Raw genomic sequence first — 17,994 nt, 5'->3', positions numbered from 1 at the left:
GAGCGCCTCCGTCCGCATCCGCCCCTTTCGCCCGCCGTTGGACCGGACCACGGCCGGCCAGGCGAGTTGGACTAGACCATAGGGCAGTCGGCCGCTATAACGGGAGACCGTCGGCACGGCCGGGAAGGCAGGCATGACCATCGACGTCAGCGGCGCGCGCGTGCCGAAGTACTACCGGATCAAGCAGCAGCTGCTCGCCATGGCCGAGGCGCTGCAGCCCGGTGCGGCCATGCCGGCCGAGCGGCTGCTCGCGGTCCGGTTCGGCACCTCCCGCACCACCGTGCGGCAGGCGCTCACCGAACTCGTGGGCGAGGGCCGCCTGGACCGGATCCAGGGCAAGGGCACCTTCGTCTCCCCGCCCAAGCTCTACCGCACGCTGCAGCTGACCTCGCACACCGAGGACATGCGCGCCCAGGGTCTGACGCCCTCCTCGCAGGTGCTGGACCTCGCCGAGGTCGAGGCCGGGCCCCGGCTCGCCGACCTGCTCGGCATCGCGGCCGGCGAGCGGGTGCTGCGGATCGAGCGGCTGCGACTGGCCGGCGGCGAGCCCATGGCGATCGAGACCACCCATCTGTCCGCACGCCGCTTCCCCGGCCTGCGCGGCACCCTGGCGACGCACTCCTCGCTGTACACGGCGCTCGCCGAGGTGTACGGCGTCCGGCTCGCGGAGGCCGACGAGACCATCGAGACCTCGCTGTCGACCCCGCGCGAGGCGCAGTTGCTCCGCACCGACGTGGGCCTGCCGATGCTGCTGCTGTCCCGGCATTCACGGGACGCGGAGGGCGCCCCGGTGGAGTGGGTGCGCTCGGTCTACCGGGGCTCGCGCTACAAGTTCGTAGCCGCCCTGCGCCGCCCGGCAGGGGAAGCGGACCCACGACGGCCGGTCCCCTGAGGGGGCTACGGCGGCCAGCCCGCTGAGGGGTCCGCGACACCCGGTCCGCCCAAGGGCTACGGCAACCGGTCCGCCCAAGGGCTACGGCAACCGGTCCGCTGAAGGCCTACGGCAGCCGGTCCGCAGAAGGGACCACGGCGACCGGCCCACACAAGGGCCCACCGCAGCCGGCCCGCCGAAGGGCCCACGGCAACCGGCCCACAGAAGAGCCCACGGCAACCGGCCCACACAAGGGCCCACGGGAACCGGCCCACTGAAGGGCTACGGCAGCCAACCCGCAGACGGACCCACGGCAGCCGGCCCGCTGAAGCGCCCACGGCAGCCGGTCCGCCGAAGGGTCCACAGCGACCGGCCCACAGAAGGGACCACGGCGACCGGCTCGCTGTAGGGCTACGGCGGCAAGCCCGCAGAAGGGCCCACGGCAGCCGGTCCGCTGAAGGGCCCACGGCAGCCGGTCCGCTGAAGGGCCCGCGGCAGTCGGTCCGCGGAAGGGTCCGCGGCAGCCGGCCCGCGAAAGGGTCCGCGGCAGCCGGCCCGCAGACGGACCCACGGCAGACGACCCGTTGAAGGACCCACGACAGCCGGTCCGCAGCAGGGCTACGGCGGCAAGCCCGCTGAAGGGCCCACGGCAGCCAGCCCACTGAAGGACGCACGACAGCCGACCCGCTGAAGGACCCACGACAGCCGACCCACACAAGGATCCGCGGCAGCCGACCCGCTGAAGGGCTACAGCAGCCGGCCCGCACAAGACCCACGACAGCCGGTCCGCTGAAGGGCTGCGGTCCGCTGTAGGGGCCGGGGCGTCGTGGGTGGGGCCGTCAGTCCAGGAACGCCGTCTCGATCCAGCGGCGCACCGCCCGCGGGCGCATCCGGTGCAGCCGGTCCACGGTGTCGGCGACCTCCGGCGCGCCGCCCACCGACAGGAACTTCTCGCGCACCAGCTCGGCATGGCCCGCCCGGGTCTCCGGCCCCGCCGCGCCGACGGGAATCAGCCGGGTGCGCGAGACGGTACGGCCGTCCGTCAGGCGTACGGTCACCCGGGCGCCGGTCGCCTTGGTGGACCGGGAGAAGTCCCGGTCGTCGGCGGCGAACGCGCCCAGTAGGTCGACCAGTTCGTCGCCGCCGAAGCCGCGCAGCCACGGCACGGCCAGGTCGCCGGCCTCCCGCACGGCCTCGCCGAACGGCGCGTCGGACAGGAACAGCTCGCGGGTCATCTCGGTGTCGTGCTCCAGCCGTATCCGCTTGGCCAGCGCCCAGCGGTCGGGGTCGTCCAGGAGCGGCGGGGAGAAGTCGTCCACGCCGAAGCCGCCGGTGAGCAGCGTGGTGGCGACCGGATAGGGCACGTCCAGGACCAGCGCGCCGAGCGGGGAGCCGGGGCCGGTGACATAGCGGGCGGCCCGCTCCCCCGCGAACAGCGTGTACAGCGAGGCCTCCACGACCACCTCGGCCACGTCCCGCGGCCGGACGGGCCCCAGCTCCTTGTGGATCTCGGCGGCGCAGTCGACCGCCGCGTCGATGCCGGGGCCGCCCGGGTGCATCTTGAACGACAGGGTGTCGGTGTGCCAGCGGCGCCCGAGGCCCTTGGCCACCGCCTGCGGCAGCGGCACGGTGGCGAAACGGGCCAGGAAGCCGTCGCTGTGCTCCATGATGTCCGGCGCCCCGCGCAGCCCGGCGTACGCCGCGTCGCAGGCGTCCATCGCGGTGCGCACCGGGGTGAAGGTGTTGAACAGGCGGGCGTCGCTGGCCAGGAAGGCCCGCATCAGCGGCCAGTTGGGCATCGCGAAGGCCAGCCCGAAGGCGTTCTCGAACAGCGTGGCCGGGGCCCGGTCGCAGTGCAGCCGGCCGGCCACCGCACCGGCCAGATGGGTGTGCACGGCGCTCTGGCCGCGCAGCGGTCCGAGGGTCGCGGAGGCGGTGATCCGGGCCGCGCACTCGTTGGCCGCGACGACCGCGGTGAGCAGCGAGAGCCCGTCCAGCTGCCGGGCGTAGGCGAAGGCGAGCGGCACCGCGACCGTCGAGTTCGACAGGTGCCCGGCGTACGCGGTGTCGTCCAGGTTGAGCCAGGAGCCGAGCGCGGCGAAGACGCCGGCCGCCTGGCGCGGGTCGCGCTGCATGGGGTGCCCGAACGCGGCCACCAGCTTTCTGCCGAGCGGGTGCTGCAGGCCGGCGCGGATGGAGGCGATCTGGGACAGCACCTGGCTCGCGGCGAGCTTCAGCACCCGGCACGGGATGTGCTGGGGGCGCAGCGTCGCGGCCCAGTGCGACAGTTCGCGCAGCGGGGTGTCGGCGGGCGGGCGGCCGCGGGCGGCCCGGGGCACGGCTCCGCCCTGTTCGGCCCAGTCGGCGCACAGTGCCCGGGCGACGCTCTCCGCGAGGACGGCGGTCATGGCGGAAACCTTCCTGCTGCCTGGTGGTACGTCCGCGGACACGGCGACGGGAGCACCGGCGCCCCGGTGCTCCCGCCGTGAGAGGGGGTGTTACGCCGCCGGGACCTTGTCCAGGAAGCCGTAGACGCCCTTGATCCTGCCGGTGTCGTCGGTGACGATGACGTCGAAGCCGATGGCGATCGGCTCGGCGCCCGGCTCGGTCACCAGGCCCCACTGGAAGCGGGCCTGGTTGTGGTGGGCGTCGACGGTGCCGTGCAGCTCGAAGCTGAGGCCCTTGAACTGGTCGCGGGCGCCGGCCACCACGGCCGCGAAGCCCTCGTGGCCCTCGACCGCGGCGAGCGGGTCGATGTACGGAGCGTCGGCGGTGAACAGCTCGGCGATGGCCGCGGCGCGCTTGTCGGCGTCCGCCTCGTTCCAGATGGCGAGGTAGCGGTTGACGGTGGTGGTCAGGTCGCTCATGCGGGCGATCTCCTTACGTGGCGTTGCTTCTTCGGTGCTTCGGACAGGTGGTTCGGGGGAGGGCCGGTTCAGGGGAGGGCCGGCGCCCAGACCGGGAGGGCTCCGGGGAGCACCTCGAAGGTGGCCCGGGCGCCGATGCCGTGCTGGTACTCGCCGTCGTGCTCCAGCGGGAGCCGGCGGCCGTCGGTGCGCTCGACGGTGATCGTGCGGCCACGGGCGTACACGGTCGCCGGGTGGTCCATGTGCCGTGCGTCCAGCGTCAGTTCGGGCACCTGGCCGGCCGGGACGGCGCCGCCGATGACACAGACGTCGAGCAGTCCGTCGTCGAGCAGCGAGTCGGGCAGCACCAGGAACCGGCCGCCGCGGTAGCGGCCGCCGCCGACGTTGGCGAGGACCGTGGGGCCCTCGTGCACCACCCGGCCGTCCACGGTGACCCGGCCGGGGTACGGCTCGTACCCGGCGGCGGTGTCGGCGAAGGCGCGGGCGTAGCGCTCCCGGCCGGTCAGCGGCAGCTCCCTGGCGGTGATCAGCGCGTCGGCGATCACCCCGGAACAGGCGCCCAGGTACACGAGGTTGCGGGTCTCGGCGAGGCGGGCCAGGTCCAGGCGGCGCAGCCGGGCACTGCCGCCGATGCCGTTGTCGGTCAGGACGGCCTTCAGGGACTCGCTCCAGGGGCGCTCACCCCACAGCATCTTGTAGCCGGAGTTGCCGGTGCCGCCGGGCACCACCGCGAGGGTGGCGTTCCCGGTCACGGGCACGAGTCCCTGGACGGCCTCCCGGACGGTGCCGTCCCCGCCGATGACGACGATCAGGTCCGGCGCCCCGGGCGCGGCCTGGGCGGGCCGCTGGAGGGCGCGGCGCACGGCGGCCGTGGCGTCCCCCGGGCCCGTGGTCAGGTGCACCTCCGTGTGCTCCAGGCAGGAGGCGCACAACTGGCGCACCTCCTCCACCAGTTCGGGCGAATGGCTGCCGGAGGCGGGGTTGCCCAGGACGAGCGCCCGGGTGGGAGCCGGGGCTGCGGTGTCTGCCATGGCGGGCCTGCTCCTTCTCGTCGGACGGCACCGGCGGGACCGGGCCGGGGGACGCCCGGCGCCGCGGTGATCTCCACTGTGCCGGGGGCCCCTGTCACGGCGCTGACGCGCGGCTGACGCCGGTCCGGCCCGGTCGCGGGGCCGGACCGGTGACCGGGGACGCGTCAGCGCTCGATCAGCGGCGCGGGGTCGAATGGCACCGATTTGTGTCCCGTCGACCGGAGTGAGACAGCCATGACCACACGGACGCGTCCGACCCTCGCCCTCCCCCGCTACACCTCGGAGTTACGCCGGGAGGCCGCCCGATTGGCGCACGCGGCCCGCAGCGTCCCGCCGGCCGAGCCTGTCCCGACGTGCCCCGGATGGACGCTCGCCGACCTGGTGCGGCACGTGCGGCAGGGCCACGACTGGGCGACCACGATCCTGACCAGCCGGAGCACCGTCTTCCTCCCGCCCGGCGGCCTCTCCGCCGCCCCGGAGGACGGCAGGAGCTGGACCGAGCGCGTGGCCGAGCTGGGCGCCCGGGGAGCGGCCGACGACCTCGCCGGCCCGGGCCGGCGGGCGCGGTTCCTGGCCGAGGGCGCGCACCGGCTGGCCGAGGCGCTCGACGCGGTCGGTCCGGACGTGCCGCTCTGGGCGCCGTACGGCAGGCAGAACAAGGAGTTCTGGCTGCGCTGGGCGCTGTTCGAGACGGCCGTGCACCGGGCCGACGCGGCCCTGACGGCGGGCCTGCCGTTCGAGACGGAGCCGGACGTCGCCCTGGACTGTGTCGACTTCTGCCTCAGTGCCTTCGGGGAACCGGCCGCCCGGCCGTTCCTCTCGCCCCTGTTCGCCGAGGTGCCGCGCGGCGGGGAGACGCTGGGTTTCCGGTCGGCCCGGACGGCACCCGGCGGGCCCGGCCACTGGCTGATCACGTGCGCGGCGGAGGGCGTACGTGTCGGCCGGGAGGCACCGGCCGGCGACCCGGCCGACGTCACCGTGGTCGCCGCGCCCGCGGATCTGCTGCTGGTGGTCAAGGGGCGGCTGCGGCCGCGGAGCCCGCGGGTGACGGTGCTCGGGGACCGCGCCCTGCTCGACTTCTGGCTCGGCCACGCCGTCTCCTGACCCCGGGCCGCGCCCGGGCCACCGGTTCGCCCGGTGGCCTCGGGCCGGCCGGCGACGTCACCAGGTGACGGGCAGTTCCTCCAGGCCGTACACGATGGTGTTCTCCCGGAAACTGACCTGCTCCGGCGGCACCGCCAGGCGCAGGGTGGGGAAGCGGGCGAAGAGGGCGCTCAGGCACACCTCCAGCTCCATGCGGGCCAGCGAGGCGCCGGGGCACAGGTGGGCGCCGTAGCCGAAGGCGAGATGGCCGGAGGCGTCGCGGTGGACGTCGAGGCGGCCGGCGCCGGCGTACACCGACTCGTCGTGGTTGGCGGCGGGGATCGCGACGATCACTCCCTCCCCCTTGCGGATCAGCGCTCCGCTCAGCTCGACGTCGTCCACGGCGGCGCGGACCTGGTTGTCCTGGGAGATGGACCAGTAGCGCAGGAGTTCCTCGACCGCCCCCTTGTACAGCGACGGGTCGGCGCGCAGCTCGGCCAGCTGGGCCGGGTCGCGCAGCAGGCTGAGGACGCTCAGGCTGATCTGGTGGGCGGTGGTCTCGTGCCCGGCGACGAGGAAGAAGCGGGCCATGGCGACGAGTTCGTCGTGGGTCAGCTCGCCCTTGGCGACGTACCGGGTGGCCAGCCGGCTGATCAGGTCGTCCCGGGGTTCGGCGGTGCGCTGCGCGGCGAGCCGGTCCAGGAACCGCGTCATCTCGAGGAAGGCCGCGTACGTCTCCTCGGGGCCGGCCTCCTGGGAGAGGATGACCTGGCTCTGCTCGGTGAAGTCCGCCTCGTCCTGCTCGGGGACGCCGAGCATCCGGGCGATCACCAGCGACGGCAGCGGGATCGCGAAGTGGCGCACCAGGTCGACCGGGCGGGGGCCCGCTTCCAGGCCGTCCAGCAGTTGCTGCACGAGGAGTTCGACCTCGGGGCGCAGGGCGCGGGTGCGGCGGGCGGTGAACTCGGTCATGGCCATGCGGCGCAGCCGGCCGTGCTCCGGGTCGTCCATGCGGTTGAACGACATCACGCCGGGCTCGGGCGGCAGCTGGATCCGGATGGGGAAGCCGGGCTGCTGGTCGTCGGCGCTGAAGCGGCGGTCGTTGAGCACCTGGCGCACGTCCGCGTGGCGGGTGACGAGCCAGGCCTCGCCGCCGCGTATGCGCACCTTCAGCGGGGGCCGTTCGCGCAGCTCCGCGTAGGCGTCCGGGGGCGCGTACGGGCAGGAGCGTGGCATGGGCCAGGCGGGGAGTGGGTCAAGGGTGTCGGGCACGGATGTCCTCCGTCGGCTCGGCCGAAAAGCGGCGGGTCGTTTCGGCCAGCGTGGAGGAGACGGCTGACCGGTTTCTGACGCAGCACTGACGGGCGCACGGAGGGTGTGCCTCCGTGCGCCCGCCGGGTGGGTCGTGCTCCGCTTCCGAGCCGCCGTCAGGACGCCTCGGCCTTGCGCGGCAGCAGCTGCACCAGCAGCGCCACCGCCACGCAGATGGCCGCCTGCACCAGCAGGCCCGCGCCGAAGGCGTGGGAGTAGGAGTGGGCGGTGACCTTGTGGCCGGCGACGCCGAAGAAGACGACGCCGATGACGGCGATGCCGACGGCGTTGCCCATCTCCTGGGCGGTGGAGAAGACACCGGAGGCGGCGGCCGCGTGGTGCGGGGCGACGCCCTCCAGGACCAGCGAGGCGAGCGGGGCGACGACGAAGCCCATGCCGAAGCCGGCCAGCACCATGGCCGGGATGCACCAGGCGACGGAGCCGCTGCCGCCCAGCTCCCAGGCGGTGGCGGCGAGCGCGACGTTGCCGACCGCCTGGAGCAGCGCGCCGATGGTGAGGACCTGCCTGCCGAGCTTGGCCGCGACCTTCGGCGACTGGGCGGAGCCGATGAAGAAGCCGAGGCCGAGCGGGATGAACAGCAGACCCGACTCGAGGGCGGACAGGCCGCGGCCCTCCTGCAGGTACAGCGCGAGGACCAGGAAGAAGGAGGCCATCGCGGCGAAGAACACCAGCAGCGAGACGACGCCCACGCCGAACGCGCGGTCCTCGAACAGGCTCGGGTGGACCAGCGGCGACTTGTCGCGGGCCGCCTTGCGGCGCTGGGTCCACCAGAACGCGGCCAGCAGCGGCACCGCCGCCACCAGGCACTCCCACGTCCAGGTCGGCCAGCCCTGCTCCCGGCCCTCGACCAGCGGCAGCACGACGGCGGCGAGTCCCGCGGTCACCAGGATCACGCCGGTCCAGTCGAGGCCGGTGTGGCCCTCGGCCCGGGACTCGGGCACCACCTTCGGCGTGAGCAACAGCACCACCGCGCCGATCGGGGCGTTGATCAGGAAGATGGTCCGCCAGTCCCAGCCGAAGACGTCGGCCTTGATCAGCAGGCCGCCGATGAGCTGGCCGAACACGGCCGAGGCGCCCATCGTGATGCCGTAGGCGTTGAACGCGGCGACCCGGGCCTTGCCCGCGTAGGCCGTGGTCAGGATGCCGAGGACCTGCGGGATGACGAGGGCGGCCGCGGCGCCCTGCACCGCGCGCGCCACGATCAGCTCGGCCATGTTCGGGGCGATGCCGCAGGCCAGCGACGAGAGCGTGAACAGGGCGAGGCCGATGGAGAACACCTTCCGGCGGCCGTAGAGGTCGCCGAGCCGGCCGCCGGTGATCAGCATGGCGGACAGGCCGATGTTGAAGGTGGCGGCGACGAGCTGGATCTCGGCGCTGGTCGCGTGCATGTTCCGCTGCAGCGACGGGATGGCCACGTTGACGATGAAGAAGTCGACGTTGGCGATGAAGAGACCGGCCAGCACGACCCAGAGCGCACCCCAGGCGGGCTTGCCCGCGGCCTCCTCGATGTCCGGTGGCGAGGCGGCCGAGGCCGCGCTGCCGGTCAGTTCCGCTTCGGTGGTCATGGACGACCCTCCTAGGTCGTTTCGTGCTGGTGGGGGGCGTGCCGAAGGTGTCCGCCGCGCACGCGAGGGGGCACGGGACGGCGCTCGGTACGACGGTCCTCCGAGCACTGTCCCGCGCCCCGCTGACACGGCGCTGACACGGAAACGCCTGCGGCGGTCAGCCCACGGCCGCGGCGGCCAGCCGCTGGAGCCGGTGCGCGAAGTGCGCGGTGACGGCCTGGGCGTGGGTGTCGATGTAGAAGTGACCGCCCTCGTACTCGCTGTGGCCGAGATAGGCGGGGGTGCGGCCGGCCCAGTGGGTCATGGCGTCCGGGGCCTCCTGGAGCGGGTCGCTGCGGCCGCCGTAGGAGGCGAGCGGGCAGGTGACGCCCTTGCCGTCGTCCACGTACTGCGCGGCGACCCGCAGGTCGGCGCGCAGGGCGGGCACGACCAGGGCGAGCATCTCGGGGTTGTCGTAGATCTCGGCCGGGAAGGACCCCAACTTCTTGATCCACTCGACGAGTTCTGGCTCCGGCATCCGGCTCTGCTCCTCCGTCGGCTGGAAGAAGCCCTCGGGCGACCAGCCGGACATGCCGACCATCACCGGCGCCGGGCCGCCCTCCTCCTGCATCCGGATGGCCAGCCGGAACGCCAGCTGGGCGCCGAGACAGTGCCCGAAGAAGGCGAACGGCCGCTCGTCCAGGTCGTTCAGCACGGCCTCGTGCAGCGCGTCGAGCAGCGGCCAGAACTCCTCGTACGTGGGCTCGTCCCGGCGGTTGTGGCGGCCGGGCAGGGTGACGGCCTGCGGGGCGATGTCCGGCGGCAGCAGGCGCTCCCAGTCGCGGTAGATGATGGCGCCGCTGCCGGCGTGGGGCAGCAGGAACAGCCGGATCGAGGCGTCGGGCGAGGGCTCCACGGGGTGGAACCAGTGGCCCTCGCTGGACATCCGGCTGCCTATGGTGCCGATCTCGGTGGTCACGACTGCGTACTCCCAACGGTGGTGGACGGGCCGAGGGCGCGCACGGCGGGCAGCAGCACCTCGGCGATCTCCTTCAACTGCGGCTCGGGGTCCAGGGATCCGATCCGCAGGACCAGGTGCCGGGCGCCGGCCCGGACGTATCCGCCGAGCCACTCGGCGCACTTCTCGGCGCTGCCCCAGGCGTAGGCCTGGATGCTGCTCATCTGCTCCAGGGAGCGGCCGTAGTAGTGGCTGATGTAGTGCTCCAGTTCCGCCCTGGCGGCGGTTTCGTCGCTGTTCACGGTGACCGTGGCGTACAGCGCGGGGGTGACCGTGCGGCCGGCCTCGTCGGCGAGTTCGGCGATACGGCGGCGGGCGCGGGCGTAGGCGTCGACGTCCGGCAGGAACGGCAGCCAGCCGTCGTACCGGGCCGCCGCGCGGGCCAGCACCTTGGGGGTGTCGCTGCCGGCGAGCCACAGGGGCGGGCCGCCGGGGACGGCGGGGCCGGGGAGCCGGTCCAGGTTCTCCGCCTGCCAGAACCGGCCCTGGAACTCGGTGGGTTCGCCCTCGTCGTGGGAGCGCCAGGCGGTGCGCCACAGCGCGGTGATCTCGTCCAGCCGCCCCACCCGGCCCTGGAAGGAGGCGCCGACGGAGGCGAACTCCTCCTCGGTCTCGGGCATGGGGAACCCGGAGCCGAGCCCCAGGACCAGCCGGTTCGCGGCCACATGGCTCAGGCTCGCGATCATGTTGGCGCCGATGAGGGGGTGGCGCAGGGCCGGGGTGAGGGCGGCGGTGCCGACGGTGATGCGGGTGGTGGCCGCCGCCGCGGCCGAGAGCACGACCAGGGGGTCGAGCCGGGGGCGGGCGGTGAGCGAGTCGCCGGCCCACAGCGAGTCGAAGCCGAGCGCTTCCGCCCGGCGGGCGAAGTCGAGCAGGGGCGCGGCGGCGTAGCTGCCGTTGATGGCCTGCTCGCGGGTGGGCAGGAGGATGCCGATCCGAAGTGAGGTCACACTGTGCTCCCGAGTACGTCCCTGGCGGGTGCCGTCAGCTGCTCCCGTACCGCGCGGCGCAGGATCTTCCCCGAGGGGTTGCGCGGCAGGGAGTCCGTGAAGTGGTAGGCGCCCGGGATCTTGTAGTCGGCGATGCGGCCCCGCAGGGACAGCAGCAGTTCCCGGGGTGTCGCGGTCGCGCCGGGCCTGAGCACGACCACGGCGTGCACGCTCTCGCCCCACCGCTCGTCGGGCAGGCCGACGACGGCCGCGTCGGCGACGGCGGGGTGCGCGGCGAGGGCCTTCTCGACCTCCGCCGGGTAGATGTTCTGCCCGGCGACGATGATCGTGTCGTTGATCCGGTCGCACAGGTGGAGGTAGCCGTCCTCGTCGAGGTAGCCGGCGTCGCCCATATGCAGCCACTCCCCCACCAGGGTGCGGGCGGTGGCCTCGGGCAGGTTCCAGTAGCCGAGCATCCGGGAGGGGGCGCGCACGCAGATCTGGCCGACGGCGCCGGGCGGCAGGCTCTCGCCGTCGGGGCCGATCACCTTGACCTCGTTGCCGGGGCAGGGCCGGCCCACCGAGGTGAGCCTGGTGCTGTCCGGGTGGTGGGCGTCGGGCGGCAGGCACACGGCGACGCTGCCGGTCTCGGTGCTGGCGTAGATCTGGGCGAACTCGCAGCGGTAGGTCTCCAGGCACTGCTTGAGCAGCGTCGGGGACATGGGCGCGGCGCCGTAGGCGATCTTGCGCAGGGACGCGAACGCCTCGGGCCCGGCCTCGCGTTCGGCGGCCATCGCCTGGAGCATGGCCGGTGCGGCGAAGGTGGTGGTCACCCGGTGGGCGCGGATGAGGCGGACCGCCTCCTGCGGGTCGAACTGGGGCATGATCACATTGGTGCCGCCCGCGTTGAAGGTGTGCAGGAACCAGCCGATGCCGGCCACGCCGAAGCCCGGCAGTGAGATCAGGGCCACGTCCTCGGGCAGCCAGTCGATCCAGTCGACGCCGGCGGCGCGGCTCGCGTGCGGCAGGGTGAAGAAGCTGCGGTGGGCGAGGACGGCGCCCTTGGGCAGGCCGGTGGTGCCGCTGGTGTAGATCTGGATGACGGCGTCGTCGGGTCCGGTGCCGGGCGCGGGGTCGGTCTCGGGCTGGTCGGCCGCCCAGGCGAGCAGTCCGGCGCCGCGCGCCGGTTCGCCGTAGGGGTCGGTGCCGTCGACGCGGATCACCCGGCGCAGTCCGCGCAGTTGGTGGCGGACCGTGGCGACGGTGTCCCAGAACTCGTCGTCCACGAAGATCAGCGTGGCGCCGGAGTCGCGCAGGATGTGGTCGACCTCGCCGGGGGTGAGCCGCCAGTTGACCGGGACGAGGACGGCGCCGGCCTTGGCGCAGGCGATCATCACCAGGTAGTAGGTGGCGGACTCGCGGCCCAGGTAGGCGACCCGGTCGCCGCGCCCGACCCCGGTCGCGTGCAGGGCGTGCGCGGCCCGGTTGCTGTCGCGGTGCAGCTTGTCGTAGGTGGTGACGTGGCCCTCGCAGATGATCGCCGGGTGGTCGGGGCGGCTTCCGGCGTGGGCCCGGGAGGAGTGGTGGAGCGTCCAGCGCTCCCTTGGTATGTCGGTCATCTCGGTTTCCCGTCCCTAGCTTTCCGCGCTGCCGTGGGCGAGCTGCCCGGTGACGAACCGGGCGAGCGCGCGGACCGTGGGGTGGTCGTGGGTGAGGGAGGCCGGCAGGGGCAGCCGGAAGGCCTGCTCCAGCGCGGACTTGACCTGCTGGGCCATCAGGGAGTCCAGTCCCAGCGACACGAACTCGCTGTTCACGTCCAGTTCGTCGCCCTCCTCCAGGTGCAGGACGGCGGCGACCTTCTCGCGGACCACCGGGGTGACGGCGGCCAGGCGTTCGGGCTCGGGCAGCGCGGCCAGCGCGCCGAGGTCGAGTCCGGTGCCGTCCTCGTCGGGTGTCCGCCGGGCGAGCCGGTCGTAGAACAGGTCGCCGGTGACGCTGCCGGAGACATAGCGGTCCCAGTCGAACTCGCCGACGATCCGCTGGGTGCGCGGCCGCCCCCAGAGCCGGGCGAGGGTGTCCAGGGCGCGGGTCGGGGAGAAGAAGCGGACGCCGCTGCGTTCGATCTCCTGGCTGAGGTGCTCCTCCAGCCGGGCCGACATGCCGACCCGGGCCCAGGCGCCCCAGTTCACCGACAGGCCCGGCATCCCGCGCCGGCCGCGCCATTCGGCGAGCGCGTCGAGGGCGGCGCTGGCGGCGGCGTAGTGGCCCTGGGTGGCGCCGCCGAGGACGGAGGCGATGGAGGAGTAGGTGACGAAGAACTCCAGCTCGGGGAAGGAGGTCTCGGCGGCCTCGTGCAGCAGCCAGCCGCCGTAGGCCTTGGCGGCGAGCTGGGCGTCGATGGACTCCCAGGTCAGCTCGGAGATCAGTTTCTTGTCGTAGGAGCCGGCGGCGTGCACGATCCCGCCGACCGGGTAGGGCCCCGCGGCCAGCTTGCGCACCAGCCGCTGGACGTCCTGCGGGCGGGAGACGTCGGCGCGTACGACGTCGATCTCGGCGTCGGCGGCGAGGTCGGCGAGCAGCCCGGAGGCCTCCTCGGTGGCCCGGCCGCTGCGGCTGACCAGGGTCAGGTGCCGGGCGCCGAGCGCGGCCAGCTTGCGGGCGGTGACCAGGCCGAGCCCGCCGAGGCCGCCGGTGACCAGGTAGGTGCGGTCGGCGCGCAGCCCGGCGGGGCCCTCGTCCGCCTGGTGCGGCTGCTCCTCGGCGTCCTCCGGCAGCGTCACCCAGGCCCGCCCGGCGGGGTCGGCGAGGGCGGTGCGCAGGGCCTCGCCGGTCTCGTCGAGCCGGAAGCGGGGGGCGGTGTCGTCGGAGCCGGTGGCGTGGACGACGGCCGGGACGGGGACGGTGAGGGTGGAGCGGAAGGTGCCGTCGTGCCGGACGAGCACCTCGTCGCCGGGCGCGAAGCCGGTGCCGGCGGCTGCGGCGAGAACGGTGCCGCGCGCCAACTGGCCGAGCAGCGGCGGGGGTTCCTCCTCCGCGGCCTCCTCGGCGCGCTCGGCCCGGCCGGTGTCCAGGGCGGTGCGGGCGTCGGCGGCGGTGAGGCCGACGGTGTGCACCCGGACCTGGACCTCGCCGGCCCCGGGCGCCCGGTCGGCGACCGGGGCGAGGGCCAGGTCGGACAGGTCGCCGGAGTCGGGGGCGCGCAGTTCGAACCCTCCGCGCCAGGCGAGGGCGGTGTCACCGGCGAGCAGCCGGCGCACATAGCGGCGGCCGGGGCGGTGCGCGACCTGGTACTCGCCGGGCGGCTCGGCCCGCCACTCCTCGGCGAGCGGGGCGAGGCCGCTGCCGGGGGCGAGGTCGACCAGGGTGGCCCGGTACTGCGGGTACTCGGTGAGCAGCACCCGGCCGAAGCCCCACAGGGTGGCGGCGCCGAGGTGGCCGCCGTCGCCGGCCGGGTCGCCGGGCAGCCACTGGGCGCCCTCGGTGACCAGCCACAGCCGGGGCGGGCGGGCCGCGGCCTCCAGCGCGCCGAGCAGCGCGAGCAGTTCGCGGTAGTTGTCCTCGCACTCGGCGCGCAGCCGCCCGGCGGACATCGGCTCGGGGCGCTGCCGCCACAGCCGGCACACGTCGGTGACGGTCGGGTCCTCCAGCGCGGCCTTGAGGTCGGTGAGGTCGGCCAGCCAGGTGACCTTCACACCGGGCTCGGCGGCGAGTTCGGCGGCGCGCGCGGCGGACGGGTCGAGCAGGACCACGTGCCGGGCCGGGGCGTGCTCGCGGGCGGGCAGGGCACGGCGCACCCAGTCGGGGCGGTGCAGGAACCGGCGGCGGCCGGCGCGGCCCTCGGGCCGGGCCATGCGCACACCGAGCAGCTCGGCGACCGGCTCGCCGTTCTCCAGCAGCAGCACGTCCGCGAGGCGCCCGTCCTGCTCGCCGCGCACCCGGGCCAGCACCCGCAGGCTCTCCCCGCGCGGCTTGCGGAAGTGCCGTACGGCGGCGATCTCGCGGGGCACGAACACCGGCCCCTCGGGGTCGAGGACGACCAGCGCCTGCACGGCGGCCTCCAGCAGCTCGGCCGGGACGTGTTCGACAGCCGTCGCGTCCCGTCCGGTCAGCTCGCCGGTGACCAGGCCGTCGCCGTGCCGGGCGGCGCGCAGCAGCAGGCGCATGCGCGGGCCCTGGGGGCGGCCGACGGAGGCGAGGTCGGTGTAGATGTCCTCGTCGTCGATGTGCTGGGCGGCCGGGGCGAGGGTCGCGTCCAGTTCCGCCAGCTCCGAGACGGGCACGAGGGGTTCGGGTTCGGCGGCGACGACGGCGGTGGCGTGCAGGTTCTCCTCGCCGCCGACGGTGGTGAACACCTCCACCTCGGCGCCGCCGCCCTGCCGGGGCCGCCAGCGGGTGGTCAACGCGGTCGGCGTCTCGGCGGGCAGCTCCAGCGGGGCGAGCAGCGCCAGGTCGCGGACGGCGGAGCGGGCGTGGCCCTGGACCGCGTCCTGCACGGCGAACAGCAGGTCGACGTAGGCGCCGGCGGGCAGCACGGTACGGCCGCCGTCGGCGAGGTCGGCGAGCGCGCCCAGCTCCTCGGCGGTGAACTCGGCGGTGAACTCCCGCACCCCGCTGGCGAACCGCTCCTCGGTGCCGAGCAGCGGGTGCCGGGCGGCGCCGTTCGCGGCGGAGCGGCGCGGGGTGACGGAGGGCAGCCAGTAGCGCTTGCGCTGGAAGGCGTACGTCGGCAGGTCCACCCGGGCCGGCGCGGGATGCCCGGCGTGGTAGCCGGTCCAGGAGACGGGCAGGCCGGCCGTGTAGTAGTCGGCGAGGGCGGTGAGGGTGGTGGCGGTGGTGGTGTCGCGGCGGCGCAGGCTCGGCAGCCACAGGTGGTCCTCGGCGGTGACGCCGCGCCGGGCGAGCGCGGTGAGCCCGGCCTGCGGGCCGATCTCGACCATGGCGTGCCGGCCGCGGCGGGCGACGGCCCGGATGCCGTCGAGGAAGCGGACCGGTTCGCCGATGTGCCGCACCCAGTAGTCGGCGTTGCCGATGTCCCGGAACCGGGCGAGCCGGCCGGTGACGTTGGAGACGATGCTGATCTGCGGCTCGTGGAAGACGATGCCGTCGAGGGCGGCGCGGAAGTCGTCGTAGACCTCGGCCATCAGCGGGGAGTGGAAGGCGTGGGAGACCTTCAGCCGCTCCACGCGCACCCCCCGGCCGGCGAGGACCCCGGTGACCTCCTCCAGGGCGGCCGTGGCGCCGGAGATCACCGTCTGGTCGGGGGCGTTGATCCCGGCCAGCGCGAGGTCGTCGCGGCCCTGGAGCAGCGGCTCGACGTCCTCGACGGGCGCGGTGACGGCGGCCATCCCGCCCTCGGTGCGCACGGCCTGCATCAGCCGGGCGCGGGCGGCGACCAGCCGTACGGCGTCGGGCAGGTCGAACAGCCCGGCGACGGCGGCGGCGACGACCTCGCCGATGCTGTGCCCGATGAGCACGTTGGGCCGGGCGCCCCAGGCCATCCACTGCCGGGCGAGCGCGTACTCCAGGGTGAACAGGGCGGGCTGGGTGTACTCGGTGCGGTCGACCGCCTCGGGGTCGGCGGTGCCGAGCAGCAACTCCCGCACGGAGCGCCCGAGATGGGCGGCGAAGAGCTGGTCGCACTCGTCCACGTGGGCGCGGAAGACGGGGAACGCCTCGTACAGGGCGGCGCCCATGCCGGCGTACTGGGAGCCCTGCCCGGTGAACAGGAACGCGGTCTTGCGGATGCCGGAGGGCCCCTCGTGCTCCTGCTCGGCGGCCCGGTCCAGGAGCCTCGCCAGCGCGGCCCGGTCGGCGACCGGGGCGGCGATGCGGTAGGGGTGGTGGGCGCGGGTGGTGTTGGCGCTGTGGCACAGCGCTTCCAGCGGCTGCTCGTCGACCAGCCCCCGGTAGGAGGCGGCGAGTTCGCGCAGCGCCGCGGCGTTCTTCGCCGACAGGGTGAACACCGGCGGCACGCCGCCCGCCGTCCCGGCGGCCGGCGCCCGCTCGGGCGCCTGCTCCAGCACCACCGCGCCGATGGTCCCGGCGAAGCCGAAGCTGTTGACGACCGCGCGCCGTACCTCGGCGTCCCACGGCTCGCAGGCGGTGGGCACCCGCAGCGGGTAGAGGTCCCAGGGGATGCGGCCGGAGGGCGTGCGCAGGTTGATGTGCGGGTAGATCGTGCGGGCGCGCAGCTGGAGCACGGTCTTGATGACGCCGACGATGCCGGAGGCGGGCTCCATGTGGCCGAGGTTGGTCTTCACCGAACCGACCAGCACCGGGCGGTCCTTGGTGTGCGAGTCGACGAACACGTCCCCGATGGCGCCGAACTCGATGGGGTCGCCCAGCGGGGTGCCGGTGCCGTGCGCCTCGACGTACTGGATGTCCCCGGGCGTGAGGCGGGCGGCGGCGAGCGCGCTGCGGATGACCTTCTCCTGGGCCGGCCCGTTGGGCACCGTCAGGCCCGCGCTGTCGCCGTCCTGTCCGACGGCCGTGCCGCGGACCAGGGCGAGGACGCGGTCGCCGTCGCGTTCGGCGTCGCTGAGCCGCTTGAGGACGACGATGCCGCAGCCCTCGGCGCGCGCGTAGCCGTCGGCGGACTCGTCGAAGGTCTTGCAGTGCCCGTCGGGGGCGAGCATCTGGGCGTTGGAGAACATCACCGGGATGCGCGGATGGTGCAGGGCGTTGACGCCGCCGCACAGCGCGATGTCGGTCTCGCCGCCGCGCAGCGCCTGGACGGCGAGGTGCAGGGCGACCAGCGAGGACGAGCAGGCGGTGTCGACGCTCATGCTCGGGCCGCGCCAGCCGAGGAAGTACGACAGCCGGCCGGACAGCGGGAACATGGTGATGCCGGAGGCCAGATGGCCGTCGAGTTCCTCGTACGGCAGTGAGTCCAGCTCCAGGGCGTAGTCGATGGAGCTGGCGCCGATGTAGACGCCGCCGTTGCCGCGGCGCAGCGGGGCCGGGTCGATGCCGGCGTGCTCCAGGGCCTGCCAGGCGGTCTCCAGCAGCAGCCGCTGCTGGGGGTCCATGTAGCGGGCTTCCTTCGGGGAGATGTTGAAGAAGCCCGCGTCGAACAGGTCGATGCGGTCGAGGAATCCGCCGGCCGAGGCGATGATCTTGCCCTTGTCGTCGGGGCCCTCGGGGGTGAACGCCTCGACGTCCCAGCGGTCCCGGGGGATCGGCCCGATCCCGCTCCTGCCCTCCCGCAGGAAGGCGTCGAACTCGTCGGGCGAGCCGCTGCCGCCGGGGAACCGCAGACCGATTCCGACGATCGCGACCGGCTCGGGCGCCTGCTCTGTCTCCGTACGCGGCATGGAGCG

11 protein-coding genes are annotated in these 17,994 nt (G+C 74.3%); 2 read left to right on the top strand and 9 right to left on the bottom strand.

Translation table 11 applies throughout. The features are described from left to right. The first annotated feature begins 133 nt into the window (after positions 1–133). Entirely contained in the window at positions 134–892 is a 759-nt protein-coding gene (locus ACGFZN_RS19365) for a GntR family transcriptional regulator (protein ID WP_393859679.1), read from the top strand. A gap of 818 nt (positions 893–1,710) precedes the next feature. On the opposite strand, the gene ACGFZN_RS19360 is transcribed toward ACGFZN_RS19365, so the two are convergent. From ACGFZN_RS19360 to ACGFZN_RS19350, 3 genes are all read right to left on the bottom strand, one after another. Then, a complete protein-coding gene (locus ACGFZN_RS19360) occupies positions 1,711–3,279 on the bottom strand; it encodes an MmgE/PrpD family protein (protein WP_393859678.1) in 1,569 nt (522 codons plus the stop codon). 90 nt (positions 3,280–3,369) lie between these two features. Then, complete coding sequence (locus tag ACGFZN_RS19355; RefSeq protein ID WP_393859677.1) at positions 3,370–3,738, bottom strand: nuclear transport factor 2 family protein; 369 nt, start codon at positions 3,736–3,738, stop codon at positions 3,370–3,372. A 68-nt stretch (positions 3,739–3,806) separates the two neighbouring features. Further along, positions 3,807–4,769, bottom strand: coding sequence for a diacylglycerol/lipid kinase family protein (locus ACGFZN_RS19350; protein WP_393859676.1), 963 nt, complete (start codon positions 4,767–4,769; stop codon positions 3,807–3,809). Positions 4,770–5,003: 234 nt separating this feature from the next. On the opposite strand from ACGFZN_RS19350, the gene ACGFZN_RS19345 reads away from it, so the two are divergent. Beyond that, positions 5,004–5,873 (top strand): maleylpyruvate isomerase family mycothiol-dependent enzyme, encoded by an 870-nt coding sequence (locus ACGFZN_RS19345; protein ID WP_393859675.1) that lies wholly within the window; start codon positions 5,004–5,006, stop codon positions 5,871–5,873. A 57-nt stretch (positions 5,874–5,930) separates the two neighbouring features. On the opposite strand, the gene ACGFZN_RS19340 is transcribed toward ACGFZN_RS19345, so the two are convergent. The 6 genes from ACGFZN_RS19340 to ACGFZN_RS19315 form a co-directional block, all read right to left on the bottom strand. After that, a complete protein-coding gene (locus ACGFZN_RS19340; RefSeq protein ID WP_393859674.1) occupies positions 5,931–7,124 on the bottom strand; it encodes a cytochrome P450 in 1,194 nt (397 codons plus the stop codon). A gap of 155 nt (positions 7,125–7,279) precedes the next feature. Then, positions 7,280–8,749, bottom strand: a complete 1,470-nt coding sequence (locus ACGFZN_RS19335; RefSeq protein ID WP_393859673.1) for an MFS transporter — start codon at positions 8,747–8,749, stop codon at positions 7,280–7,282. 157 nt (positions 8,750–8,906) lie between these two features. Then, positions 8,907–9,674 carry a thioesterase II family protein gene (locus ACGFZN_RS19330; RefSeq protein ID WP_393859811.1) on the bottom strand — a complete coding sequence of 256 codons (768 nt, stop codon included), beginning with the start codon at positions 9,672–9,674 and terminating at the stop codon, positions 8,907–8,909. 29 nt (positions 9,675–9,703) lie between these two features. Then, on the bottom strand, positions 9,704–10,696 hold the full coding sequence (locus ACGFZN_RS19325) for an LLM class flavin-dependent oxidoreductase (protein ID WP_393859672.1): 993 nt from the start codon (positions 10,694–10,696) through the stop codon (positions 9,704–9,706). Then, the gene (locus tag ACGFZN_RS19320) at positions 10,693–12,294 is read right to left on the bottom strand and encodes a fatty acid--CoA ligase (RefSeq protein ID WP_393859671.1); all 1,602 of its coding nucleotides are present in this window, start codon (positions 12,292–12,294) and stop codon (positions 10,693–10,695) included. Before ACGFZN_RS19320 ends, ACGFZN_RS19325 begins: the two co-directional genes overlap by 4 nt. A 15-nt stretch (positions 12,295–12,309) precedes the next feature. Next, the gene (locus tag ACGFZN_RS19315) at positions 12,310–17,988 is read right to left on the bottom strand and encodes an SDR family oxidoreductase (protein ID WP_393859670.1); all 5,679 of its coding nucleotides are present in this window, start codon (positions 17,986–17,988) and stop codon (positions 12,310–12,312) included. Positions 17,989–17,994: the final 6 nt, after the last annotated feature.

The sequence above is a fragment of the Streptomyces sp. NPDC048192 genome, assembly GCF_043202415.1.
In the GTDB taxonomy this organism is placed as follows: domain Bacteria; phylum Actinomycetota; class Actinomycetes; order Streptomycetales; family Streptomycetaceae; genus Streptomyces.
This window is presented reverse-complemented; position numbering and strand designations above follow the sequence as displayed.